Source organism: Mycolicibacterium aurum (genome assembly GCF_900637195.1).
GTDB classification, from domain to species: Bacteria; Actinomycetota; Actinomycetes; order Mycobacteriales; family Mycobacteriaceae; genus Mycobacterium; species Mycobacterium aurum.
In genome coordinates, this window is record NZ_LR134356.1 from 4981048 (window position 1) to 5005032 (window position 23985).

20 protein-coding genes are annotated in these 23985 nt (G+C 67.4%); 5 read left to right on the top strand and 15 right to left on the bottom strand.

Translation table 11 applies throughout. The features are described 5' to 3' along the window. Window position 1: 1 nt before the first annotated feature. Both EL337_RS23465 and EL337_RS23470 read right to left on the bottom strand, forming a co-directional pair. Window positions 2-2011 carry a YhgE/Pip domain-containing protein gene (locus tag EL337_RS23465; protein WP_048632696.1) on the bottom strand — a complete coding sequence of 670 codons (2010 nt, stop codon included), beginning with the start codon at window positions 2009-2011 and terminating at the stop codon, window positions 2-4. Continuing rightward, complete coding sequence (locus tag EL337_RS23470) at window positions 2011-2661, bottom strand: ATP-binding cassette domain-containing protein (protein WP_232786816.1); 651 nt, start codon at window positions 2659-2661, stop codon at window positions 2011-2013. Before EL337_RS23470 ends, EL337_RS23465 begins: the two co-directional genes overlap by 1 nt. A gap of 92 nt (window positions 2662-2753) precedes the next feature. Between EL337_RS23470 and EL337_RS23475 the strand changes: the two genes are divergently transcribed. Next, window positions 2754-3446, top strand: coding sequence for a hypothetical protein (locus EL337_RS23475; protein WP_048632694.1), 693 nt, complete (start codon window positions 2754-2756; stop codon window positions 3444-3446). Between the two features lie 19 nt (window positions 3447-3465). Here the strand turns inward: EL337_RS23475 and EL337_RS23480 are convergent, their stop codons facing one another. Beyond that, window positions 3466-3912: a hypothetical protein gene (locus EL337_RS23480; protein ID WP_048632693.1), complete on the bottom strand. Its 447-nt coding sequence runs from the start codon at window positions 3910-3912 to the stop codon at window positions 3466-3468. A gap of 33 nt (window positions 3913-3945) precedes the next feature. Here EL337_RS23480 and EL337_RS23485 point away from each other — a divergent pair, with 33 nt between their 5' ends. Beyond that, window positions 3946-5049: an epoxide hydrolase family protein gene (locus EL337_RS23485; protein WP_048632692.1), complete on the top strand. Its 1104-nt coding sequence runs from the start codon at window positions 3946-3948 to the stop codon at window positions 5047-5049. Window positions 5050-5198: 149 nt separating this feature from the next. Here EL337_RS23485 and EL337_RS23490 read toward each other — a convergent pair whose 3' ends face one another. From EL337_RS23490 to eltD, 8 genes are read right to left on the bottom strand one after another with little or no spacing between them, the layout of a single operon-like run. Continuing rightward, window positions 5199-5672, bottom strand: a complete 474-nt coding sequence (locus EL337_RS23490; protein WP_048632691.1) for a ribose-5-phosphate isomerase — start codon at window positions 5670-5672, stop codon at window positions 5199-5201. Between the two features lie 5 nt (window positions 5673-5677). Beyond that, a complete protein-coding gene (locus tag EL337_RS23495; protein ID WP_048632690.1) occupies window positions 5678-7426 on the bottom strand; it encodes a dihydroxyacetone kinase family protein in 1749 nt (582 codons plus the stop codon). Further along, window positions 7423-8550, bottom strand: coding sequence for an ABC transporter ATP-binding protein (locus tag EL337_RS23500; protein WP_048632689.1), 1128 nt, complete (start codon window positions 8548-8550; stop codon window positions 7423-7425). The genes EL337_RS23495 and EL337_RS23500 overlap by 4 nt, the downstream gene beginning before the upstream one ends. After that, window positions 8547-9662, bottom strand: a complete 1116-nt coding sequence (locus EL337_RS23505; protein ID WP_048632688.1) for an ABC transporter ATP-binding protein — start codon at window positions 9660-9662, stop codon at window positions 8547-8549. The genes EL337_RS23500 and EL337_RS23505 overlap by 4 nt, the downstream gene beginning before the upstream one ends. Next, complete coding sequence (locus EL337_RS23510) at window positions 9662-10552, bottom strand: carbohydrate ABC transporter permease (protein ID WP_048632687.1); 891 nt, start codon at window positions 10550-10552, stop codon at window positions 9662-9664. Before EL337_RS23510 ends, EL337_RS23505 begins: the two co-directional genes overlap by 1 nt. A 2-nt stretch (window positions 10553-10554) precedes the next feature. Next, window positions 10555-11511: a carbohydrate ABC transporter permease gene (locus EL337_RS23515; RefSeq protein WP_048632686.1), complete on the bottom strand. Its 957-nt coding sequence runs from the start codon at window positions 11509-11511 to the stop codon at window positions 10555-10557. An 11-nt stretch (window positions 11512-11522) separates the two neighbouring features. Continuing rightward, window positions 11523-12953, bottom strand: a complete 1431-nt coding sequence (locus EL337_RS23520; RefSeq protein ID WP_109860122.1) for an extracellular solute-binding protein — start codon at window positions 12951-12953, stop codon at window positions 11523-11525. Window positions 12954-12969: 16 nt separating this feature from the next. Beyond that, window positions 12970-14058 (bottom strand): erythritol/L-threitol dehyrogenase, encoded by a 1089-nt coding sequence (eltD, locus tag EL337_RS23525; RefSeq protein ID WP_048632685.1) that lies wholly within the window; start codon window positions 14056-14058, stop codon window positions 12970-12972. A 116-nt stretch (window positions 14059-14174) separates the two neighbouring features. On the opposite strand from eltD, the gene EL337_RS23530 reads away from it, so the two are divergent. After that, on the top strand, window positions 14175-15218 hold the full coding sequence (locus EL337_RS23530; protein ID WP_048632684.1) for a sugar-binding transcriptional regulator: 1044 nt from the start codon (window positions 14175-14177) through the stop codon (window positions 15216-15218). Then, window positions 15215-16009, top strand: coding sequence for an SDR family NAD(P)-dependent oxidoreductase (locus tag EL337_RS23535; RefSeq protein ID WP_048632683.1), 795 nt, complete (start codon window positions 15215-15217; stop codon window positions 16007-16009). Before EL337_RS23530 ends, EL337_RS23535 begins: the two co-directional genes overlap by 4 nt. 1 nt (window position 16010) lies before the next feature. On the opposite strand, the gene EL337_RS23540 is transcribed toward EL337_RS23535, so the two are convergent. From EL337_RS23540 to EL337_RS23555, 4 genes are read right to left on the bottom strand one after another with little or no spacing between them, the layout of a single operon-like run. Beyond that, window positions 16011-17486, bottom strand: a complete 1476-nt coding sequence (locus EL337_RS23540; protein ID WP_048632682.1) for an FGGY-family carbohydrate kinase — start codon at window positions 17484-17486, stop codon at window positions 16011-16013. A gap of 54 nt (window positions 17487-17540) precedes the next feature. Next, window positions 17541-19364, bottom strand: a complete 1824-nt coding sequence (locus tag EL337_RS23545) for an ABC transporter ATP-binding protein (protein WP_048632681.1) — start codon at window positions 19362-19364, stop codon at window positions 17541-17543. Beyond that, window positions 19361-21235: an ABC transporter ATP-binding protein gene (locus tag EL337_RS23550; RefSeq protein WP_048632680.1), complete on the bottom strand. Its 1875-nt coding sequence runs from the start codon at window positions 21233-21235 to the stop codon at window positions 19361-19363. Before EL337_RS23550 ends, EL337_RS23545 begins: the two co-directional genes overlap by 4 nt. Beyond that, window positions 21228-23174 carry an ABC transporter ATP-binding protein gene (locus EL337_RS23555; protein WP_048632679.1) on the bottom strand — a complete coding sequence of 649 codons (1947 nt, stop codon included), beginning with the start codon at window positions 23172-23174 and terminating at the stop codon, window positions 21228-21230. The genes EL337_RS23550 and EL337_RS23555 overlap by 8 nt, the downstream gene beginning before the upstream one ends. A gap of 106 nt (window positions 23175-23280) precedes the next feature. Between EL337_RS23555 and prrA the strand changes: the two genes are divergently transcribed. Continuing rightward, entirely contained in the window at window positions 23281-23982 is a 702-nt protein-coding gene (gene prrA / locus EL337_RS23560) for a two-component system response regulator PrrA (RefSeq protein ID WP_048632678.1), read from the top strand. The last annotated feature ends 3 nt before the right edge of the window (window positions 23983-23985 follow it).

A 23985-nucleotide genomic window follows, 5' to 3' on the forward strand; every position in this document is an offset into this window, starting at 1 on the left:
ATCACACCTCGATCGGGGGATGCAGCCGCTCCATCGTGTACTGCCGATTGCGGCGGGCCGCCCAGGAGCTGGCGGCCAGCGACGCTGCCAGCAGACCGGCCAGGACGGCGATCGCGATCCAGAGCCGCGCATCGATGCCGCCGACCGTCAGCTGCCGCAATCCGTTGACGGCGTAGGTCATCGGGTCGAACGGATGCAGGATCTGGAACGGTGTCGCGGTGGTCTCGACCGGATAGATGCCGCCCGCCGACACCAGCTGCAGCATCAGGAACGCCAGCGTCACCACCCGGCCGACGGCCACCCCGAACACCGCGTTGAACGCCTGGATCAATGCGAGGAACGTGCCGGCGATCAAGACCAGGAAGCCGACGGTGGCCAGCGGATACTCGGCGTGCAGTCCGACTCCGAAATGAACCACCACGTACATCACGACGACCTGGCACACCACCACCAGGAACCCCGGCCAGAAGGACGCCAGCACCACCCGCAGCGCCCCGAGCCCGTTGACGATGGGACGGGATTGCAGGGGCGTCAACAACATCCACACGATAAGGGCGCCGATGAACAGCGCCAGCGGCATGAAGAACGGCGCGAAACCCGTGCCGAAGGTGGGAGCCGGATTGTCGGTCACCAGGTCCAGACCCACCGGTGCGGCCATCGTCCGGGCGACGTCGGTGCGCTGTTGCGGGGTCCAGGACGGGATCTGCGTGCTGCCCTCGCGCAGTTTGGTGGCGAGTTCCTGCCCGCCCGCCTGCAACTTCTGCGTGCCGTCGGCGAGCTGGCTTGCCCCGGTGGACAATTGGTCGCCACCGTTGGCCAGCTGCACCAGACCTGCGTCGAGGCGCTGCGCGCCGGAGTTCAGCTGGTCTACGCCGTCCTTGAGCTTGGCGACATCCGAGCGTAGGCCACCGTCCAATGCCCGGGCGAGGAAGACGCGCAGCTTGCTGTTGGGGTCACCGAGTTCACCTTCCAGCCGAGAGGCACTGTCGCGCAATCGGATCAGCCCATCATCGGTGGTGGGGTCGATCCCTTGCGCGCGCAGCAGCCGTTGCGCCCCCGCCAGCGCATGCCCGGCGTCACGGACCGCCGGGTCCGGGTTGGTCTGCAGGAATCCGACCGCCTGGTCGACGATCGCCGCGGCTTGGGCACTGTTGACGTTGAGCGCGGCGATGCGATCGGTGGTCGAGCGGACGGCAGTGGAGAGGTGCTGCGCGGCGATCGCGACCTCGTTCGGGTCCAGGCCCAGTCCGCCGATCCGGTCCAGCATCTCCAGCAGCGGGTCGGTGGCGGTGTCGATCGCGCCGGCCAGTTGCCGGGTACCTGCCGCGAGTCGGGCCGAGCCGTCCCTGGCACTGTCGAGGCCCGACGACAGCGTGTTCGCACCGTCGGCGAGCCGATGGGCGCCGTCGTTCGCGGCGTCCAGGCCCGTCGAGAGTTGCTGCGCACCGTCGGCCGCCTGGCCCAGTCCCGCCCCGGCATCGGTGAGCCCGGTCAGGACGGTACCGACCGTCTGCTCGGCGATCTTCGCGTTGACCTGATTGAGCACCTCCCGCGAGGCGTTCTGCCCGATGATGGAGGCCAGATAGTTGTTGGCATCGTTGAAGGTGAAACGGATCTGGGCCTGCTGCGGGTCACCGCCTGACGGCGAGGCGACGCGAGCGCTGAAGTCCTGCGGGAGCGTGATCGAGAAGTAGTAGTCACCGGCGGCGACCCCGGCGGCGGCCTCCTCAGCCGACATCTCGGTGAGATCCAGTTGGCCGGACTCGATCAGGGCCTGCGCCACCTGGTCCCCGGCTCGCAGCGGCTGACCCTGTACCTGGGCGCCGCGGTCGGAGTTGACCAGCGCCACCGGCACCTTGTTCACCTCGGCGAACGGATTCCAGAACGCCCACAGGTACATCGCGCCGTACAGCAACGGCATCACGATGATCGTGATGAGCGCGATCCGCGGGAGCAGCCCACGGGAGTACCTCTTCAGGTCGGTACCCAGGGACATCCCGGCAAGCGCCATCACGCACCACCTTTCTGCTGATCCGCAAGCTCGGCGCGGGAGACGTTCTGGACCGTGATCTGACGCACCGGGTGGCCGCTGACACCGTTGGCGCTGGCGGTGATGACCGTCTGGTCCCGACCGAGCTCGACGAGCCGGGCGACCAGGGAGTCGCGATGGCGATCGGTGGTCACCTGCTCCAGGTCTCCGACGACCAACAGCGGCGGCTTCGCCGTGTTGGCCAGCGCGACGCGGAGCAGCAGGCCGTCGAGTTCGGTGAGCTCCTCCACGTACTCCGACAGCGCCGGCAACGGCAGATCCCCGAACACCGGCCCGCACACCCTGGCGTGCGCGTTGTCATCTGCTCGCAGAATCACTCTGTACCAGTTGGCATCCCAGCGCAACTGCTCGGTTATCAGATCACGGACGGTGACCGACTCGGCGACGGTGTCGAGTTCGTCTATTCCGGCAAGCGCCGCATGGGCGAAGATGTCGCGGGCGCGCGTCCGCCCGAATACGGTCAGGTTGCCGGATGCCGGACGCATCCGGCCGGCCAGCGTCATCAACAGTGCGGTGCGGCCGGAGCCGGGTGGACACACCAGGACCGTGACGCCGCCCTCGTCGATGTCGAGATCGGTGGGTCCGTACACGGGGCCCCACGGACCACGCATCGTGATGGCCCGCGCCGAGATCGCGGCAACCGGGTTCGCTGAGTCGGTCACCGACCAATCCCACCACACCGAGGGGTGGCATCCTGGGTGTTGTGCACGCCCTACTGGAATTCATCGGGAACTTCTGGTGGCTAATCTTCGTGTTCGGCGGGACGATCGCCGGCGCAGCCAAAGGGATCGCCGCAGCAAACGAGCGACGGGCACAGCGGCGGTTGGAGCGCTACCGGATCAAGCAGGAGACCAAGGTCGCGCTGGCCAGAGAGAAGGCGGCCGGACAATCCCGGACCGAGGGGAACCGGCGCGAGATGATCAGGGTTCTGCAGCGGCACGACGCGACGGATGCACGATGGCTGTCCTACGAGGTCGACGTGGCCAAGCTGCTCGACTTTCCGGTGATGACCGATATGCGGGATCCGATGACGCTGAACTTCCACAAGACGAAGAGCCGGGCGGATCTGCTGCGGCCCAACGATGTCGAGGACATTCTCGATGACCGCGATGCACAGCTCGAATACCGCGACGCCGTCAGTGACTACGTGACGGCATTCGAGGTGGCCGAGGCGGAGGCGATCCGGCGTCGCCGCAGCGACTTCTCCGCCGAGGACCAGGAGCGGATGACACGCGCGAAGAACCTGCTGCGGCTGGCCGGCGACGACGGGGCGACGCAGGCGGAGCGGCAGAACGCCTACGGGCGGGCCCAGAAGGAACTTGCGGGTCTGATCGTCCTGCCGGTCGCGGCACGGGCAGCCATCGAGAACAAGGTCATCGGAGCGCTCGAGGCGTGACGGGCCGGTGATGCCCGCGTCAGGCCAGCGCCAGCGCGGCGAGCATCGCGCAGGAGGTCAGCAGGAGCAGCGGCACCCGCACCATGTTCCGCCTGGTCCACCGCACGGCAGCGGCCTCGTCGACGTCGGCGGGGTCGCTCCGCTCGAACTGCGCCGCCCTGGGGATGAGGTCGAACAGCGCCCACATCCGCATCACGGCGTGACTGACCAGGGCGACCAGCAGCGCTGGTCCCACCGCGGGCTCGCCCCAGGTGACCACCAGGGTGACCACCAGAAGCACTTCGAACACCACCGGTGCCGGCAGCCAGAACCGCACACGAGAGATCCCGCCGTTCTGTGACTGGATGATGCCCGGACGCTTCGGCCAGTACGGGTCGACGACGAGCACCTCGTAAAGGGCCCCGCCGAACGCCACGCATGCTGCCAGGGTTGTCGCGGCCAGAAGGATGAGCGTCGGGGTACCCACGACCCCCGATTATCGACGATGCCACTATGTGCCATGGCCCGCATCCAGCCATTCCAGATCGCCGTCCCCGACACCACGCTTGTTGACCTTAGGGAACGCCTGGTGCGGACCCGATGGCCCGACGCCGAGACCGTCGACGACTGGAGTCAGGGCATCCCGCTCGCCTACACCCGCGAACTCGCCGCGTACTGGGCCGACGGCTACGACTGGCGGGCCCGCGAGGCAGCTCTGAACCGCTTCGACCAGTTCAGCACCGACATCGACGGACTGCCCATCCACTTCGTGCATCAGCGCTCCACCCGCGAGGACGCCTTCCCGCTGATCATCACGCACGGCTGGCCCGGTTCGATCGTCGAATTCGCCAAGGTGATCGCCCCGCTGAACGACGCCGGCTTCCACGTGGTGTGCCCCGCGCTTCCGGGCTACGGCTTCTCCGGCAAGCCGACAGAGACCGGCTGGGGTGTGCAGCGCATCGCCGAGGCCTGGGACCAGCTGATGGCGCGGCTCGGTTACCACCGCTACGGCGCGCAGGGTGGCGACTGGGGAGCCGCGGTGACCACGCAGATCGGTCGCAACGTCGGCAACTGCGTGGCGATCCACACCAACATGCCGCTGGGCAATCCGCCGAAGAAGCTCACGGACCCCACCGAGGAGCAACGCCTCGCGCTGACCGCGATGGATCACTACCGCCGCTGGGACTCGGGGTATTTCCGACAGCAGTCGACGCGACCGCAGACGCTGGGCTACGGGCTGGTCGACTCGCCGGTGGGGCAGCTGGCGTGGATCGTCGAGAAGTTCTGGTCGTGGATGGACTGCGACGGCCATCCCGAGAACGTCCTCACCAAGGACGAGCTACTCGACAACGTGATGTTCTACTGGGCCACCGGTACCGGGGCGTCGTCGGCCCGCCTCTACTGGGAGAGCGCCACGAGTTTCGGCGGACGCGACCGGGTGACGCTGCCGACCGGGGTGGCCGCGTTCCCGAAGGAGATCGTCCGGTCGCCGCGGGAATGGTGCGAGGAGAACTACACGATCACGCGCTGGACGACGATGCCCCGCGGCGGGCATTTCGCGGCGTTCGAGCAGCCCGAGTTGTTCGTCGAGGACGTGAGCGCCTTTTTCGGCGACTTCCGCTGAACTCACCCGGCACGTTCATCCAGTGAGGTGGTTGACCTTCTCCTCGAGCCGATGCCACAGCAGCTGGGTCACCCCGCGGCCCGACGGTGTCAGATGCCGATCCGGCTGCTACGCCGCCGAGGAGCCAGCGGCGTGAACGGTCGTCCGCATCAGCAGTCCGTGGCCGCCGTTTCGTAGGATCCGATCGCGTCGACTTTCGCCGCGGATGCGCTTTCGGGGTCGAACTCGTAGTTCAGCCACTCCCTGGCCAGTCGGCGGGCCAGCTCGAGGCCGACGACGCGCTGACCGAAGCACAACACCTGGGCATTGTTCGACAGCACGGAACGCTCGACCGAGAAGCTGTCGTGCGCGGTCACCGCACGGATACCCGGCACCTTGTTGGCGCTGATCGCCACTCCGAGTCCGGTGCCGCACACCAGCAGAGCGCGGTCGGCCTTACCCTCGGCCACAAGCCGCGCTGCGGCGACCGCGACGTGCGGGTAGGCGGTGTTCTCGTCGGAGCCGACGCCGACATCGGCCACGTCGGCCACCCTGTCGTCGCCCAGCAGATCGCCTTTGAGCGCTTCCTTGTACTCGTATCCGGCATCGTCGGAACCGACGACGATGCGAAGCCCGGAAGTCATGTCCGTCAACTCTTTTCCGTTGTCACCGGGAACGTGCCGGCGACGGTGCGCAGACACATGGCCAGCGAGGTCGCACCGGCGTCGGGGGTGCCGACGCTGCGTTCGGCCAGTGGCCGCGCGCGACCGACCCTCGGCCGCAGGTCAGCGGTGGCCCGCGCGGCACTCTCAGCGACCGCCGCCGACTCCCGCCATGCGTCGAGCCACGGCTGCCCGTCGGCGACTCGACGCTCGAAGTCCTCGACGAACGGAAGCAGTGCGTCGAGCATCGTCTTGTCCCCCGGCGACGCACCCCCGAGGGACACCAGAGCGTCGTACCCGTCGCGCATCCCCGTCACAACTGTCTCCGACTCCGGGCGCCCGGTGTCGCCGAGGCGCGCGCCCAGCGCCGAAAGCAGGGCGCCCCAGAGGACTCCGGAGGTACCCCCGGCGCGGGCTGCCCACTCCTTGCCGGCCTCGGCCAGCACCGAACCCTGCCCGCCGCCGGCCGCGACCGCGCGCTGCGCAGCCGCCGACGCGGCCGCGGACCCTTTGACCATGCCCCGGCCGTGGTCACCGTCACCGGCCACCGCGTCGATGCGACCGAGCTCGGCCTCCGCGTCGGCCAGCATCTCGGCCATTGCGCTCAGCGCGCGAGCGACCCCGCGGCCACCGCGTCGTCCCTCGTCATCGGACAGCTCGTCCAGCGCAGGTGTCTGCGATGCGGTCTGGAGTTCCTCGCCGGTGCGCAATTCGGCCTTGCTGCCGCCGCTTTCGGGGGTCCGATCACCCTTGCGGTAGGCCGGGGTGTCAGCGGGGGCGGTCCAGTAGCGCTCGAGCTCGTCGTCGAGCCACATGACCGTCAGCGAACACCCCGCCATGTCGAGACTGGTCACCAACTCCCCGACCTCGGGCTCGACGATCTCGTAGCCGCGATCGCGCAACAGCCGAGCCGCCGTGCCCCACACGACGAACAGTTCCTCGTATTTCGTGCGACCGAGTCCGTTGAGGATCACCGCGATGCGTCGGGACGCCGCATCCGGATTGTCGGCGAGCACACCGTCGACCAGCCTTTCGGCGAGTGCGGCGGCTGTCGGCATCGGGTCATCGGCCACCCCGGGTTCACCGTGGATGCCGAGCCCCACACCCATCGTGCCCTCCGGCACCGTGAACAGCGGCTGGTCGGCGCCGGGCATGGTGCAGCCGTCGAAGGCGACCCCGAGTGTGCGGGTCGCGGCGTTGGCCGCTTCGGCCACGCGCAGCACCCCCGCGAGGTCGAGTCCCTCCTCGGCGGCCGCGCTGGCGCACTTGAACACCGTGAAATCGCCGGCGATACCTCGCCTTTTCGTCTCCTCCCCCCGAGGGGCGCTGGCAACATCGTCGGTCACCGCGAAGTAGCACGCGTCGATGCCCTCACTGCGCAACTGGCTGACCGCGAGCCCGAAGTTCATCACGTCGCCGGCGTAGTTGCCCGTGGTGAGCAGCACACCGGCGTCACCGTGGGCAGCCCGAGCCACCGAGGCGGCCTCCTCCGCCGACGGTGAGGTGAAGATGTTGCCCACCACGGCGCCGTCGGCGAAACCGACTCCCACGGTGCCGCAGAAGGCCGGATAGTGTCCCGACCCGCCACCGATCACCACGGCGACCTTGCCCGGCCTGGTCCGGTGGGCGCGCACGACACCCCCCGGGACACCCGCCACGTAACGGCGGTTGGCGTCGAGGAAACCGGCCACCATGTCCTCGGTGAATCTGGCCGGGTCGTTGTAGAGCTTGGTCATCGCAGCCGCTCCCCGCTGTCGGGGTCGAACAGGTAGACCCGTTCGGCCGCGGCCGTCACCGACACCTGCTGTTCGGGCTGATACTCCTGCTCGGCTGGGGTCTGCACCACGATGCCCTCCTCGATGCCGGAGACGGTGCTGGTCGCCAGCCCGAACTCCAGCAGATGCTCGAAGTAGGCCACGGTCGCCGCGACCCCGTCATCGCCACGCGCCGCGAGTGCGCAGTCCTGCGGCCGGATTCCGACGGTCACCCGAGCGCCGTCGGAAACGTCGGTCACCGTGGTGTCGAGAAACCCTGTCCCGGAGCCGATTTCGACACACGCACGGCCGTCCCGGAGACGCACGACCCCGGGCAGCACGTTGATCTGCGGCTCGCCGACGAATTCGGCGACGAACAGGTTGGCCGGATCGTCGAAGACCTCATCAGGGGTTCCGAACTGCTGAACGACGCCACCGTCCATGACGGCGAGCCGATCGGCCAGCGACAGGGCCTCGACCTGGTCGTGGGTGACGACGATCGTGGTGTAGCCGAATTCACGCTGCAGGACCTTCAGTTCACGGCGCACGCGGTTGCGTGCCGACGCGTCCAGGTGACTCAACGGTTCGTCGAGCAGCAGCACCGGAGGATTGCGGACCAGCGCGCGGGCCAGCGCGACACGTTGCTTCTGGCCGCTGGACAGTCCTGCGGGTCTCAGGTCCAGCAGGTCGTTCATCTCGAGGCGTTCACTGATCGAGGCGACCATGTTCTCGGCGCCCTTGACCTTGCGCGCCTTCAGCCCGTAGAGCAGGTTGTCGCGGACCGACAGCGGCGGATACAGGGCATAGCTCTCGAATCCGACGCCTATGCCGCGCTTGGCCGCCGGCAGTTGCGAGACCTCACGATCGCCGATCTTGATCGACCCACTGGTGACCGTCTCCAGCCCCGCGATCATGCGCAGTGTGGTCGTCTTGCCGCATCCCGACGGGCCCAGCAGCGCCACCAGTTCCCCGGGTTCGATCTCCAGGTTGATCCCCTTGACCGCGGTGACCGCCTCCCGGCCGCGGGAGGCGTAGGTCTTGACGAGGTCCTGCAATGTCAGTCGCTCAGCGGACTTTTCGACGGTGCGTGCGTTGGCGACGCTCACCGGACTCCCTCCAAGGTCGATGTGCCGAGCCGGTTGGTGTCGCCCTCGCCCGGTGCGAACACATGGATGTCGGACTCGGCGATCCGCAGCGTGACCGGATCCCCTTCGCCGACGCCGTGGCGGCCCGAGGTCAGGGCGATCAACTGGGTACCTCCGGCGTCGACGGTGAGTTCGATGTTGCGGCCCAGTCGCTCGGCCAGCATCACCCTGCCGCGCAGGGACCCTTCGCGGCTGGTGACGTGGAGATCGCAGGGACGCAGGCCCACCCGCACCCGGTCACCGCGTGCAGCGGAGACATCCGGCGGTATCGGGATGTCCAGCGATCCCTCGCCGGTGGCGCTGCCGAGCCGGATTCGGCCGTCGTCGACCACGCCGTCGAGCAGGTTGATCTCCGGTTGTCCCAGCGAGCGCGCGACGAAAGTGTCAGCCGGACTGCGCCATATCTCCTCCGGCGTGCCGATCTGCATGAGTCGGCCCTCACGCATGACCGCGATGCGATCGCCGAGTGCCAGTGCCTCCTGGTAGTCGTGCGTGACGTAGATCGTCGTGGTGTTCGACATCGCGCCGAGTTGTTTGAGTTCGGCGCGCATCGCGGCCCGTAGCTTCGCGTCGAGATGGCTCAGCGGTTCGTCGAGCAGGTATGCATCGGCGGGACGCACCAGCACGCGACCGAGCGCCACGCGCTGGCGCTGGCCGTTGGACAGCTCGCGCGGTAAACGGTTCTGCAGGTGATTGATGCCCAGCGTGGTGGTCACCTGATCGATCCGCGACGCCTGCTCGGATGCCGAGTATCGGCCGGTGCGACCGGACTTCAGCGGCGACGCCAGATTCTGGGCTACGGTCTTCTGGGGGTACAGGGCGTAGCTCTCGAACGCCATGGCGACATTGCGGTGGTAGGGCTCCACCCTGGTCATGTCCACGCCCCCGATGTGGACCGCGCCGGCGTCGATATCGACCAGTCCTGCAATGGATTTCAGCGTGGTGGTCTTGCCGGCCCCGCTGGGACCCAGGATCACGAAGAACTCGCCGTCGGCGATGTCCAGCGACAGATCGTCGACAGCAGTGACCTTCCCGAACTTTTTGCAGATGTTGGCAACAGATACCGTGGCCATCAGGCCTTCACCGCCCCGAATGACAGGCCCCGCACCAGATACCTCTGGATGGTCAGGGCGAGGATGAGTGGCGGCAGCGCCGCGATGAGCGCGGCGGCCGCGGTGAGGTTGTAGTACGCCTGGCCGCCGCCACCGAGGAACTTGGTGATGGCGACGGTGACCGTGCCTGCGTTGCTGTCGGCCAGGATGAGCGGGAACACGTAGTTGTTCCAGGCGAAGATGAACGCGAGCAGCGCTGCCGCGGCGATACCCGGCCGCACGATCGGCAGCGCCACCATCAGGAAGGCCCGGCGGCGTGTGTAACCGTCGAGGAGCGCTGCCTGCTCGAGATCCTCGGGGAGATCCTGGAAGTACGACCGCAGAATCCAGACCACCAGCGGCATGGTCACCAGCTGCAGCACCCAGATCATGCCGACTTTGGTGTCGAACAGGCCGATCTGGTTGTAGATCACGAAGAGCGGCACGATGACCATCAGCTCGGGAGCGAACCGGAACGACAGCATCTGGAACATCAGGTCGTTGGAGCCCCGGTACTGCCACCGGCCGGCCGCGTAGGCGGCCGGGATACCGATCACCAGCGAGACGAGGACGGCACCGCCGCAGTTGAGCAGGCTGGTCACCAGTGATGCCTTGAAATCGACGCTGGTCATCTGAGTGCCCTTCTCGGACAGCACCGTGGCGAAGTTGCTCCACGTCGGGCTGAACGAGAAGTAGGTGGTGGTCTGCTGCTCGGCGTTCTTCAGGGCCAGCATCAGCATCCAGAAGATCGGGAACAGCGAGAAGACGAACCAGAAGATCAGCGTGACGTCGGCGGCCACCGCACCGGCGGACCACCGCTTCTGTCCGGGGAGCAGTTCGGCCCGGGAGAATCGGGTTGTGGTTTGCGACATTGTCACGACTCCGCTCCGGCAGCGCGGCGCTGCGCCTTTCCGAGCACGCTGACCAGGTAGCGCGCGGTGATGAACACGATGATCCACAGCAGCAGCATGTAGGTGCTGCCGCGTGAGTAGTCGAGGTTGATGATCGAGTCCTCGAAGGCCCCGATCTGCAGGGTCCGCGTCGCCACGCCGGGTCCGCCGGCGGTGAGCACGTAGATGTGGTCGAACACCTTGAGGTTGTCCATGAACCGGAAGATCACCGCGACCAGGATGTAGGGCCACAGCATCGGCAGCATCAGTTTGCGGAACATGTAGAACCAGTTCGCGCCGTCGACCTCGGACGCCTCGAAGGGCTCTTTCGGCAGGGACCTGATCCCGGCCAGCACCAGGATCGCGACGAACGGTGTGAAGATCCAGATGTCGACCAGAATGACCGAGAACAGCGCATTGCCCGCGGACAGCCAGTCGAACGTGTTGCCCAGCCCCAGAACGTGGTTGAGGATTCCGAACTGCGGGTTGAACATCAGCTTCCAGATGACGCCGGCGATGACCGGTGCGATCATCAGCGGCAGGATGAGCACCTTCTCGAAGATCTTGCCGATGATGCTCGACCTGTTGAGCAGCAGCGCCAGTCCGACGCCCAGCACCGTCTCGATGGCGGTGGCCGCGACGGCGAACAGTGCGGTGACCTTGACGCTCTGCCAGAACACCTGGTCGCCCAGGACCGAGGCGAAGTTCTGGAACCAGACGAACTGGGGGTCGGGATTGACCGCGGCGTAGTTCAGAAAGGCGTAGTAGGCGCCGACGAAGAAGGGGTAGAGGATGCCGATGACGATCACCAGTGCCGGGATCGACAACAGGTACGGTCGCAGCTTGCGCCGCCACGCCGGCACCTCCGGCAGAGTGCTCCTGCCCGACGCCGGCGGTGGGCCGGGTTCGGTGGTGGGAGCCTTCGAAGTCTGAGTGGTCATGAGCCGGGCTCCTAGAGGTTGACCTTGGAGGTATTGGTCTTGGCGAGGCTGCGCAGCCGGGTCGTCGCGTCGTCACCGCCGTAGATGTCCTGCAGGGCGACCGCCCAGTTCTGCGTGGTGTCGAAGAACTTCTTCTGCGGGGTGAACTGGATCTTCGACTCTCCGATGACGGTTTCGAACGCCTCCAGGTAGCCGTACTGGTCGGCAGCGACGCGCTTGAACGTGGTGTCGAACACCGACTGCCGCACCGGGTCTGCGTACTGACCGCCCTCGACCGCCTTGTTCATCGACTCCTTCCCGGTGGCCCACTGGATGAACAGCCACGCCGGAAGCTTGTTGCGGGAGTTGGCGCTCATCGCCCAGCTCCACGTCCACAGGTTGGTCTTGTAGTTGCCGTCCGGACCCGCCGGACCGGCGTACCAGGCGATGTTGCCGGCTTCCCTACTGGCTCCGGGTTTGTTCTTGGGGTAGGTGGCGCTGTCGGCGTCGAAGACCATCATCGCCTTGCCGTCACCCAGATCACCTGTGGCATTGGGATAGTCGTACGTCGTCCACGATGTCGGACCCGCCTCGTGCTGCATGGTGATCCACTTCTGGGTGAAGTCGATCGCCGCGTCGCTGTCCATCTCGGCGACCAGTTCCGAACCGTTCCAGGTGTAGTCCACCGCCCCCTGACGGGTGTACTGGGTCATGAAGCCGGGATGGATGGTGGCCCAGGACTTCGATCCTCGGGTGGAGATGCCGTACTGATTGGCCGACCGGTCGGTGAGGTCGACGGCGAGCTGGATGAAGTCGTCGAGGTTGTCGGGCAGCTTGGTGATGCCCTTCTCGTCGAAGACACGCTTGTTGTAGGCGACCACATTGTTCTCGAAACCCCAGGGAATGGCCCATTGACCACCCGTGCCCAACGGGTTGCCCAGGGTGAAGTCCCATCGGGTGGAGGTGCGCAGGCCCTCGAAGATGTCCTCGAAGTCGTACTCGGCGTTGGTCGCCGAGCTGTTGCGCAGCCACGGGTCGAGGTCCTCGACCCAGCCCGGAGGGCCGTACTGCCAGATGAAGTACGCGCCCAGCATGAAGGCGTCGTGCTTGCCCGAACCACCGGCAAGTTCGGTGTTCAGCTTGGTGAAGTAGTCGGCCTCCGGCACCAGATCGACGTTGACGTTGATGCCGGTGAGTTCGGTGAACTCCTGCAGCAGCGGCTGATACGACAGCTGGTAGGGGTGCGGGGTCTGCAGGATGCTGATCGTCGAGCCGGCGGCCTTGCGCCAGTCGAAGCCACCGGTGACGGCACCGGCGCCGTTGGGCTGGCTGGCTCGGCCACCGACGCCGCACGAACTCAGTACCGGTGCGCTGGCGGCGGCGGCCCCGGCCACGCCGAGCGCAGTGAGCATCTGCCGGCGCGACAACTGCGGTCCGCGGGCAGAGCGAGAGGTGAATCCCATGAATGAAGCCCTTCGATTACGCCGGAATCAGGGAAACCTTGACCGACTCCCGGCCGCTGGCCACCAGATCCAGACCCTGTTGGAAGTCGACCAGGGGAAGTTGATGGGTGCAGATGCGATCCATCGGAAGCAGGCCGGACTCGATCATCTTGATCGCCGCCGGCCAGCAGTACGGGCCCAGATGCGCGCCCAGGACGTCGAGCTCCTTGTCGTCGCTGATGATGCTCCAGTCCACCGAGACATCGCTGCCGAAGACGCCGTACTCCACATATCGTCCGAGTTTGCGTAAGAGGTTGAGCCCCTGCGGAACTGCCGACGGGTGCCCGGTGCCCTCGAGGTAGACGTCGGCACCGTAGCCGCCAGTGAGCTCCTTGACGAGCGACTCGGCATCGTGTTCGGCGATGTTGACGGTGATGTCGGCGCCGCACGCCTTGGCGAGTTCGAGTTTTTGCGGCTCCATGTCCAGGGCGATCACGTGCATGGGATTCTTGGCCCGGGCACCGGCGACCATGCCGAGTCCGATCGGTCCGCAGCCCGCGACGACCACGGTGTCCTCGAAGGTGATCTGTGCGCGCTCCACGGCGTGCAGCGAGCACGACAGCGGCTCGGCGAAGGCGGCGTGATGTGGTGCGACATCTCGGGAGATTTTGTGCACCAGCGCTTCTGCGGGGTAGACCATGTAGCTGGCCATGGCACCCGGCGTGCGCCGCTTGAAGCCGTAGAGGTCGTGCGGCTGGCACATGTGGTATTGGCCGCGCTTGCAGAATCGGCATTCCCAGCACGGCACGATCTGCTCTGACACCACCCGGTCACCCACTGCGATGCCCCACCGCTGCGCAGCCTCGTCGTCGAGTTCGACCACGGTGCCGGCGAACTCGTGGCCGGGAATGACCATCGTCTCGGCCCAGGCCGGACGGTTCTCGTCCCCCCAGAATTTCGCCGCGCCGTGGTAGCACTTCAGATCGCTGGCGCAGATGCCGACGGCGTCCACTTTGACCAGGGCCTCACCGGGGCCCCGTTGGGGTACGGCGACCTCTTCGAGGCGGTAGTCCTTGGGCCCGTGGCAGACCACAGCCTGCATCTTCTCCGGGATCTGAGCGGCCATCGCGAGTTCCTCTCCTTGTGTCCGGGGTCACAGTAACCGAGGCCGTGCACAACTGTCCAGAACATCTGTTCAGCAATATTCTTTTCAGCGCAGATGTTCAATGTCATAATCGCGTCATGCCACGGCCGGCCCGATCCAGCCCCTCATCGGCCAAAACGCCGGGACCGTCCGCTGACGCGGACTTCGGCCACTTCCCGCCGACACTGCTCTACGCCGCCGCCCGGCTGTACTACGAGGACGACGGCACCCAGGCCGAGATCGCGCAGCAGCTCGGAACGAGCAGGGCGACCGTGAGCAGACTGCTGGCCGAGGCCAAGCGGCAGGGCATCGTCCGCATCGAGGTGGTGCCCCCCGCGGACGCCCAACCGACGGAACTCGCCGTACGACTCGCGCGGGCACTCAACCTGCACTCCGTCTACCTGTCACAGCCTCTCCCCGGCCCCGGTCCCGGCCGCTCCGTGATCGACGTGATGGGGCGCGCACTGGCGCCTGCGGCGGGGCGGGCACTCAGCGAGGCCGGGCTGCTGCCCGGCGACGTTCTGTTGGTCTCGTCGGGACGCACGGTCTATGAGCTTGCACAGCACGAACTGACACCTCTGCCGGGTGTCGTGGTCGCACCGACCGTCGGCGGCAACGACCAGCCGGACGGGTGGTATCAGACCAACGAGATCACCCGACTCGTGGCGCACAGCGTCGGCGGCCGTGCGAATTACCTTTTCGCACCAGCACTTCCGGGGCCCGCCCTCTACGATTCGCTACTGGACGACCCCAGTATTCAACGCGTGCTGCATCAGTGGCCGACGGCACGCTGCGCGCTGATGGGAGTCGGCGCGCCACCGCTGGCCCGCACCGACATTCCGCAGTTCGTGCCCACCGGATCCGGCTCGCTGCGGTTCGCGGTGGGCGATGTGTGCTCCCGCTTCTACGACCGCGACGGCGAGCCCGTGCAGTTCGACGGCATGGAGAGGTTGATCGCCATCGAACTCGCTGCGCTCAAACACATTCCAGTGACCATCGCGGTCGCGGTCGGCCGGGAGAAGGTCGAGTCCATCGCCGCCGGGGCGCGCGGCGGCTACTTCAACCGCCTCGTGACCGACCCGGCGACCGCCGAGGCGCTCTTGGAGGCCGGCAACATCGCTTCATCGCAGGAGGTTTCATGACAACGGCCGCAACGGATCCCAGGTATGCGGGGGCGATGCGCCTGGATGGCAGACGGGCGTTGATCACCGGTGCCGGCAAGGGCATCGGCGCCGACATCGCCCGCGCGCTCGCCTCCGCGGGCGCGGACCTGGTGCTCAGCGGCCGCGACTCCGACGAACTGGCGCGGGCCGCCCACACGCTACGTGATGAGTTCGGTGTTCGAACCTACGCGGCCGCAGTCGATCTGGCTCACCCTGACGGCCCAGACGAACTCGCCCGGGTGGCGTCCGACCAGTGGGGCGGACTCGACATCCTGATCAACAACGCGGGCGTCTCCTACCCGGAGGCCGTCGTCGACACCCGCGCCGAGACATTCGATGCGACGCTGGCCGTCAATCTGCGCGCACCGGCGCTGCTTGCGGCCCGGGTGGGCGCCCAGATGGTCGCGCAGGGGTCCGGCGGTGCGATCGTCACAGTGGCATCCGCGGCGGCTCTAGCACCGCTGCCCGAGCACTACGCCTACTGCGCATCCAAGGCCGGACTGGTGATGGCCACCAAGGTCCTGGCGCAAGAGCTCGGACCCCACGGCATCCGCGCGAACTCGGTGTGCCCGACGGTGGTACTCACCGAGATGGGGCAGCGGGTCTGGGGCGAGCAGACCAAGGCGGCACCGATGCTCGCCCGTATCCCGCTGGGCCGCTTCGCCGTTCCCCGCGAGGTCTCCGACGTCGTGGTGTGGCTGTGCTCAGACGCCGCGACCATGGTCAACGGCGCCGACATCCCGATCGACGGCGGATACACCATGGGCTGAGTCAGCCGATGTCGGCCAACCGGTGCACCTGCTCACGGGTGGCGGGATAGAGCTGCGCCCACGTGCCGAACAGATCGTCGTACATCGCCCTGTTGGCCTCATCGGGTGTGATCTCCCGTGCGACCCTGGCCCAATCGGTGTCGGGTGCCACCAGGCCTGCGCCGATGGCGGCCAGAAGCGCATCCCCGTAGCTGGCGCCGATCGCCTGTTCGGGCACCAGCTGCGTACGACCCGTGATGTCGCTGATCGCCTGCGCCCACACCGGGCTCTTGATGCCGCCGCCCACCGCGACGGTGCGCGTCGCCCGGTGTGCGTCATCGAACCGATCGAGGATCTGGCGGATACCGAACGCGATACCTTCGTACGCCGCGCGGAACAGGTGGCCGCGGCCGTGCCGCAACTCAAGGCCGGCCAGCACCCCGCGGGCGCGCGGATCGAACACCGGGGTGCGCTCCCCCGCCAGGTAGGGAAGCATCAGGAGCCCTTCGCTACCCGCCGGAACATTCAGCGCCTCGGCGGTCAACTCGTCGAACGACGGACCGCCGGTGAGGTTTTGGAGCCAGCCGATCAATGTCCCGGCGGTCGACGTGCCCGCCGCCAGCGCAAGGCTGCCAGGCTCCACCCCCGCGGTGGTCCACAGCGCCGGGTCGCTGTGATACTCGTCGATCACCTGAACCAGGAACATCGTCGAGCCGTACATCAGCATCTGGTCACCGGGTCTGCGCACGCCGACAGAGAACGCCTCGGAAAACGCGTCGACGGTCCCGGCCGCCACCGGCAACCCGGCGGGTAGTCCGGTCTCGGCGGCTGCGGCGGCTGAGACCGCACCGATGATGTCGCTCGGCCAGACCAGTTCGGGAAGGGGCAGGGATCCGCAGATCCGGTCGGTCCACTCCCTGTTCCAGGTGAACTCCCGGGTGAGGTAGAGCGGATCGCACTGGCTGGCGGTGTGGTGGTCCATCACGTAGGAACCGGTGAGCTTCGCCGCGATATAGGAATTGGAGCCGTACCAGCGGGCCGCGCGGTCGAACACCTCGGGTTCATGTCGGCGCACCCACTCGATCTTGGGTCCCACCGCTTGACTGGACAGCAGCGTGCCCGCCTGGTCAAGAATGTTCTGTTCGCCGAATTCCTCGGTGAGCGATTCGATTTCGGCGTGCGCCCGGGTGTCGATCCCGTACAGGATCGCCGGTCGCAGCGGCCGCGCGTCGGCATCGCAGAGAACCAGGCACGGTCCGACGCCGCTGACGCACATCGCTGCCAGCCGCGCGTGAGGGGGAATCTCGGCCGTCAGCGCTGCGCTGATAGCACACACCTCGCGCCACCACACCGCGTCGGCATCCACCTCCGCCCAACCGGGGCGCGGCAGATCGATGGCGTGTGCGATGGTCTCCGACGCGAGGACGTTTCCCGCCGTGTCGACCAGCACGCCCTTGGTGCTGCCCGTTCCCATGTCGATTCCGAGCAGCAGGTCCACCCCACAACCCTACGATGCCGCCACCGCCTCGCCCACGCGTTCGGGCCGATCGGGTCAGGCGAGCGACTGCACCCACGAGTGGTGCAGCGCCGCGTAGTGACCGCCGTCGCGGGCGGTCAGCTCGTCGGGGGAGCCGTCCTCGACGATGCGGCCGTGCTCGAGCACGAGCACGCGATCGGCGATCTGCACCGTCGACAAGCGGTGGGCGATGACCACCGCGGTGCGGTCGGCCAACACGGTCTCCAGGGCGCGCTGCACGAGCCGCTCACTGGGAATGTCGAGCGAGGACGTCGCCTCGTCCAGGATCAGCACCGCCGGGTCCGCCAGGAACGCCCGGGCGAACGCGACAAGCTGGCGTTGTCCCGCCGACAGCCGACCACCGCGCTTGGCGACGTCGGTGTCGTAGCCTTCCGGCAAGGACTCGATGAAACCATGCGCACCAACGGCTTCGGCAGCTTCCCGGACCTGCTCGTCGGTGGCGTCCGGCCTACCGAACCGGATGTTGTCGGCCACCGTGCCGCCGAACATGAAGTTCTCCTGCGTCACCATCACCACGTGGCGGCGCAACTCCGCCTGCGCGACCGAACGCAGGTCGACGCCGTCGACAGACACCGTGCCCGCGACCGGATCGTAGAAGCGGGTGAGCAGCTTCGCGATCGTCGTCTTGCCCGCACCGGTGGTGCCGACCAGGGCCACAGTCTGTCCGGCCGGTATCTCCAAATCCAGGCCCGGTAGCACCGTCCGGCCCGACACGTATTCGAATCGGACGCCGCGGAACGCGATCTCACCGCGAACGTCGCCCATCGGGACGGGTTCGGCCGGGTCACCGATGCCGGGCTTCTCGGCCAGCACGCCCGCCAGCTTCTCCAGCGCCGACGACGCGGACTGGAAGGTGTTGAAGAACTGCGAGATCTCCTGCATCGGTTCGAAGAACATCCGCAGGTACAGCAGGAACGCCGCCAGCGTCCCGATCGTCATCTCGCCGTGCAGCACCCGGTAGCCGCCGTAGAGCAACACCACGCCCGTGGTGAGGTTGCCGACCAGCTTCACGCCGGGCATGAAGACCGCCAGAAGCTTGAAGGTCTTCTCGTTGATCACCCGGTAGCGGTCGGCGATGTCCTCGAAGATCTCCTGATTGCGTGGTTCACGGCGGTACGCCTGCACCGCCTTGATGCCGGTCATCGTCTCGACGAACTGCACGATCACCAGGGCCGAGATCTCGCGGACCTCGCGGTAGATCTTCGACGATTCGCGATGGAACCACCACACCAGCAGCACCAGGAGGGGAAACGCCACCAGGCACATCAGGCCGAGCTTGACGTCGAGTACCACCAGCAGCACCGAGGTGCCGACCAGCGTGAGCACCGCGGTGATCAGGCTGTCGAAGCCGGTCTCCAGCATGTCCTGGATGGCCTCGACGTCGTTGGTCGAGCGGCTCACCACCCGCCCCGAGGTGTAGCGGTCGTGGAACGCGATGTCGAGACGGCCGAAGTGGCGGAAGACCCGCCTGCGCAATTCACGCAGGACTTTCTGTCCGATGCGACCCGACCTGCGCAGGAAGAACATCCGGCTGGTGGCCTGCACCGCCACCACACCACACAGCGCCGCCACCACGAGCAGCAGCGTGCGGGCGGGCTCGCCCGCCAACAGCGGCGGGATCCCGTCGTCGATGCCTTTCTGCACCAGCAGCGGAACAGAGAGGCGCGCAACGTTTTCCACCACCACGACGACGGCGAGGAGCGCGACAGCCCAGCGGTACGGGCGCAGCAGCGAGATCAGCAGCGCGCGTGCCTCCCGCCGCCGCGGCACCGATTCGTCGATCGGCAGGTCGGCGTTCTCGTCGAACTTTCCCCGCCAGTCGGGCTGAGCACTCGTCACAGGCTCCTCCCCTCCAGAATGTCGTGGTCCAGCCGCGTGCGCTCCTGCTGTTCGTCCCAGTCGCACTCGCGCTCGGAGCCGTCGTCGAGTTCGTCGTCGGCTGCCAGCAGGTACCGGTACTGCGGAACCTCTGCCAGCAATTCGGCGTGGGTCCCGACGTGGGTGATGGTGCCGTTCTGCAGCAGCGCAACCCTGTCGGCCAGCAGCACCGTCGACGCGCGATGGGCGACCACGATGCCGGTCACCTCGTGCAGGATGCGGCGCAGCGCCTCCTCGACCACCGCCTCGGTGTGCACGTCCAGCGCGGACAGCGTGTCGTCGAGCACCAGGATCCTCGGCCCGGCCAGGATCGCCCGCGCCAGTGAAAGCCGTTGCCGCTGACCGCCGGACAGGCTCATACCCTGCTCGCCGATCCGGGTGTCCAGACCGAACGGCAGGTCGTAGGCGAACTGTGCGGCGGCGACCTCGATGGCCTGGTGCAACTCGGCCTCTGTCGCGTTCGGCCGGCCCAGCTTGAGGTTCTCCGCCACCGACATGGAGAACAGGGTCGGGTCCTCGAAGGCGGTCGCCACGGCTTCGCGCAGTGCGTCCAGCGACAGCTCGCGGATGTCCTGGGCGTCGATGCGGATCTCACCCTCGCTGACGTCGTACAGGCGCGACAGCAACCCGACGAGCACCGACTTCCCCGATCCCGTCGCACCGACAAGAGCCAGCGTCTCGCCGGGTTCGACGGTGACGTCGACGTGGCGGAGCACCCACTCTTCGCTGTCAGGGAACCGGAACCCGACGTCGACCAGTTCGAGGCGACCGCCCCGCGGTGTCTGGTCCCGGGGCCCGTCGGTGATCTCCCGCGGCGCGTCGAAGATCTCGGCGATGCGGTTGGCCGCGGTGAACGACTCCTGAGTCATCGACAGCAGGAAGCCCAGCGACGCGATGGGCCACACCAGCGACAGCATCATGGTGATGAACGCGACCAGAGTGCCCATGGTGACGGAGCCGTGGCCCGCCGCGTAGGCACCGAAGCCCAGCACGATGATCAGGGTGAGGTTGGGGATGACCTCGAGCAGAGTCCAGAATTTCGCGGACACCGAGACGCGACTGACCTGCGTGTCGTACAGCCCGGTCAATTGGTCGTCGAACCGCTGGTAGACGTAGTCCTCACGCCCGAACGACTTGACCACCCGCAGACCGAGGGCGGCCTCCTCGACGTGGGTGGCGACGTGACCGGCCTGATCCTGCGCCAGCCGGGACAACCGGGTGTACTCCTGCTGGAAGTGCAGCACGGTGAGCGTGATGGGGACGATCGACACCAGCACCACGACGCCGAGTGGCCAGTACATCGCCAGCAGGATCGCCGTGACGACGGTGATCTGCAGGACGTTGAGCATCAGGAAGATCAGGCCGAACGACATGAACCGGCGAATGGTGCTGAGGTCGTTCATGATTCGCGACAGCAATTGACCTGATTGCCAACGGCCGTGGAACGACATCGGCAGGATCTGCAGCCGCGCGTAGAGCTGTTTGCGAATGTCGGCCTCCACACCCATGGTGGCGCGCGCGACCAGCCAGCGGCGGATGAACCACAGCACCGCCTCGGTGATGCCCACCCCCAGGGCCGCGGCGCCGACCAGCCACAGGCCCTGTTGATCCTGGTGCCGCACCGGCCCGTCGATCACGGCCTTCGTCATCAGCGGAATGGAGATGGTGGCGACCAGACTGGCCAGCGCGACCACGATCATGACGGTCCACCGTCCGCGGTAGGGCAGCAGGTAGGGCAGCATCCGCCACAGATCGGAGCTGGGCTTCACCCGCTTCGGGCGCGGCGCGATCGCGGGCGCCGCGTGCAGGGTGTCGTGTCGGGAGTCAGCCACTTAGAACATCTTCCCATTGCGGGCAAGCGGTTAACGTCCTCGCCGCGGAGGTGCCGAACTGGGTGCGGTACAGCTCGGCGTAGCGCCCGCCACGCGCGAGCAGTTCGTCATGGTTGCCCCGCTCGACGATGCGTCCGTCCTCGACCACGAGGATGACGTCCGCGGCCCGCACGGTCGAGAGCCGGTGGGCGATGACGATCGACGTGCGCCCCTCCAGCGCCTCGGCGAGCGCTTGCTGCACGGCGGCCTCCGACTCGGAGTCCAGGGATGCCGTCGCCTCGTCGAGGATGACGACACGCGGCGAGGCCAGCAGCACCCGCGCGATCGTCAGGCGTTGCCGCTGCCCGCCGGAGAGCCGGTAGCCGCGCTCCCCCACCACCGTGTCGAGCCCGTCGGGCATCGCCGCGACGACGTCGTCGAGCCGGGCACGGCGCAGCGCCTCCCAGAGTTCGGCGTCGGGGGCGTCCGGGGCGGCCAGCGCGAGGTTCGACCGGATCGACTCGTGGAACAGGTGGCCGTCCTGGGTGACCATGCCCACGGTGGCCTTCACCGAGGCAGCGGTCGCGTCACGCAGGTCGACACCGTTGAGCCGGACGGCCCCGGAATCCACGTCGTAGAGGCGGGCGAGCAGCGCCGCGATGGTCGACTTGCCGGCCCCCGAGGTTCCGACCAGGGCGATCACCTGACCGGGGGCCGCGGTGAACGAGATGCCGTGCAGCACTTCTTCCCCGCCGCGATGGTCGAGTTCGGCGACTTCTTCCAGCGACGCCAGCGTCACCTGGTCGGCGGCCGGATAGGAGAAGCGGACCGCGTCGAACTCGACTTCGACGCCGCGATCGTCGCTGCGATCGTCCGCGCGTCGGCCGGGAATCGCGACCGCACCCGGGCGTTCCCGGATCAGCGGCACCAGATCCAGCACCTCGAACACCCGCTCGAAGCTGACCAGAGCCGTCGCGATCTCGACGCGCGCGTTGGCCAGCGCGGTCAACGGTGCATAGAGCCTGGTCAGCAGCAGCGCCAGCGACACGATCTCGCCCGCATCCAGGTGCCCCCCGATCGCCAATGCCCCGCCCAGGCCGTACACCAGCGCCAGCGCCAGCGCCGACATCAGCGTCAGCGAGTTCATGAACGTCGCCTGCAGCATCGCGGTCCGGACGCCGATGTCACGGACCCGACCGGCCCGCACCCCGAACTCGCGGGATTCTGCGGCGGTGTCGCCGAACAGCTTCACCAAGGTCGCGCCGGGCGCCGAGAAGCGCTCGGTCATCTGTGTGTTCATCGTCGCGTTGTGGGCCGCCGCCTCGCGGGACAGCCGCGCCATCGCGGCACCGATGCGGCGCGCCGGGAGCACGAACAGCGGAAGCATGGCCAGCGCGGCCAGCGTGATCTGCCACGAGATGCTGAGCATGACCGCGAGCGTCAGCGTGAGGGTGACGAGGTTGGCCACGATGCCGGACAGCGTGTCGGAGAATGCGCGCTGGGCACCCATCACGTCGTTGCCCAACCGGCTGACCAGGGCGCCTGTGCGAGTACGGGTGAAGAACGCGACCGGCATCTTCTGCACGTGGTCGAACACCGCCGTGCGCAGATCGAGGATCAGGCCCTCGCCGATGTTCGACGACAGCCACCTGGTGAGCAGCGACACGGCGGCCTCACCCACGGCGACCGCTGCGATCACCGCCGCGAGAACGACGACCGTGCCCGCGCTACCGCGACCGGTGATCTCGTTGACCACCCGGCCGGCCAGCAGCGGTGTCGCGACCGTCAATGACGCGCCGACCACGCTGACCACGACGAACACCGCCAACCGGCGGTGGTGCCGCGCCGCGAACCGCCAGATCCTGTGGAGCAGGCGCCGGTCGGCGAGCGAGTGCAGGTCTCCACCGCGCGCATGGGTCTGCCGGTATAGCGACTGCCGGGCGACCGTTTCCAAACTCATGTTTTCACCGTAGGACCTCAACAAATATTGAGGTCAAAGCCTTCCCCGGCGAATCCGGTGCACAGCCTCCCACTGGGGGGTGGCTTCATCGGGCAAGATTGCGGGCATGGACAGTGGTGCGGGTTCACCCCGGGTGCTCGTGGTCGATGACGATCCCGACGTCCTCGCCTCCCTGGAGCGCGGACTGCGCCTGTCCGGGTTCGACGTCTTCACCGCGGTCGACGGCGCCGAGGCGCTTCGCAGCGCCACCGAAACCCGCCCGGATGCGATCGTGCTCGACATCAACATGCCCGTTCTCGACGGGGTGTCGGTGGTGACGGCACTGCGCGCGATGGACAACGACGTCCCGGTCTGCGTGCTCTCGGCCCGGTCGTCTGTCGACGACCGCGTCGCCGGTCTGGAGGCCGGCGCCGACGACTATCTGGTGAAGCCGTTCGTGCTGGCCGAGCTGGTGGCGCGGGTGAAGGCACTGCTGCGCAGGCGTGGGTCCACGGCGACCTTCTCGTCGGAGACCATCACCGTCGGCCCGTTGGAGGTCGACATCCCCGGGCGGCGGGCCCGGGTGGACGGCTCCGATGTCGACCTGACGAAACGCGAGTTCGATCTGCTGGCCGTGCTCGCCGAGCACAAGACCGCGGTGCTGTCGCGGGCGCAGCTCCTCGAGTTGGTGTGGGGCTACGACTTCGCCGCCGACACCAACGTCGTCGACGTGTTCATCGGATACCTGCGGCGCAAGCTCGAAGCCAACGGCGCGCCGCGCCTGCTGCACACCGTTCGGGGCGTGGGATTCGTCCTCAGGCAGCAGTAGATG

Excerpts from the sequence above, each read along its gene's own strand:
- EL337_RS23465 (WP_048632696.1), bottom strand. The coding sequence starts at position 2,011 with ATGGCGCTTGCCGGGATGTCCCTGGGTACCGACCTGAAGAGGTACTCC.
- EL337_RS23470 (WP_232786816.1), bottom strand. The coding sequence starts at position 2,661 with ATGCGTGGTCCGTGGGGCCCCGTGTACGGACCCACCGATCTCGACATC.
- EL337_RS23485 (WP_048632692.1), top strand. The coding sequence starts at position 3,946 with ATGGCCCGCATCCAGCCATTCCAGATCGCCGTCCCCGACACCACGCTT.
- EL337_RS23490 (WP_048632691.1), bottom strand. The coding sequence starts at position 5,672 with ATGACTTCCGGGCTTCGCATCGTCGTCGGTTCCGACGATGCCGGATAC.
- EL337_RS23495 (WP_048632690.1), bottom strand. The coding sequence starts at position 7,426 with ATGACCAAGCTCTACAACGACCCGGCCAGATTCACCGAGGACATGGTG.
- EL337_RS23505 (WP_048632688.1), bottom strand. The coding sequence starts at position 9,662 with ATGGCCACGGTATCTGTTGCCAACATCTGCAAAAAGTTCGGGAAGGTC.
- EL337_RS23510 (WP_048632687.1), bottom strand. The coding sequence starts at position 10,552 with ATGTCGCAAACCACAACCCGATTCTCCCGGGCCGAACTGCTCCCCGGA.
- EL337_RS23515 (WP_048632686.1), bottom strand. The coding sequence starts at position 11,511 with ATGACCACTCAGACTTCGAAGGCTCCCACCACCGAACCCGGCCCACCG.
- EL337_RS23520 (WP_109860122.1), bottom strand. The coding sequence starts at position 12,953 with ATGGGATTCACCTCTCGCTCTGCCCGCGGACCGCAGTTGTCGCGCCGG.
- eltD (WP_048632685.1), bottom strand. The coding sequence starts at position 14,058 with ATGGCCGCTCAGATCCCGGAGAAGATGCAGGCTGTGGTCTGCCACGGG.
- EL337_RS23530 (WP_048632684.1), top strand. The coding sequence starts at position 14,175 with ATGCCACGGCCGGCCCGATCCAGCCCCTCATCGGCCAAAACGCCGGGA.
- EL337_RS23535 (WP_048632683.1), top strand. The coding sequence starts at position 15,215 with ATGACAACGGCCGCAACGGATCCCAGGTATGCGGGGGCGATGCGCCTG.
- EL337_RS23555 (WP_048632679.1), bottom strand. The coding sequence starts at position 23,174 with ATGAGTTTGGAAACGGTCGCCCGGCAGTCGCTATACCGGCAGACCCAT.
- prrA (WP_048632678.1), top strand. The coding sequence starts at position 23,281 with ATGGACAGTGGTGCGGGTTCACCCCGGGTGCTCGTGGTCGATGACGAT.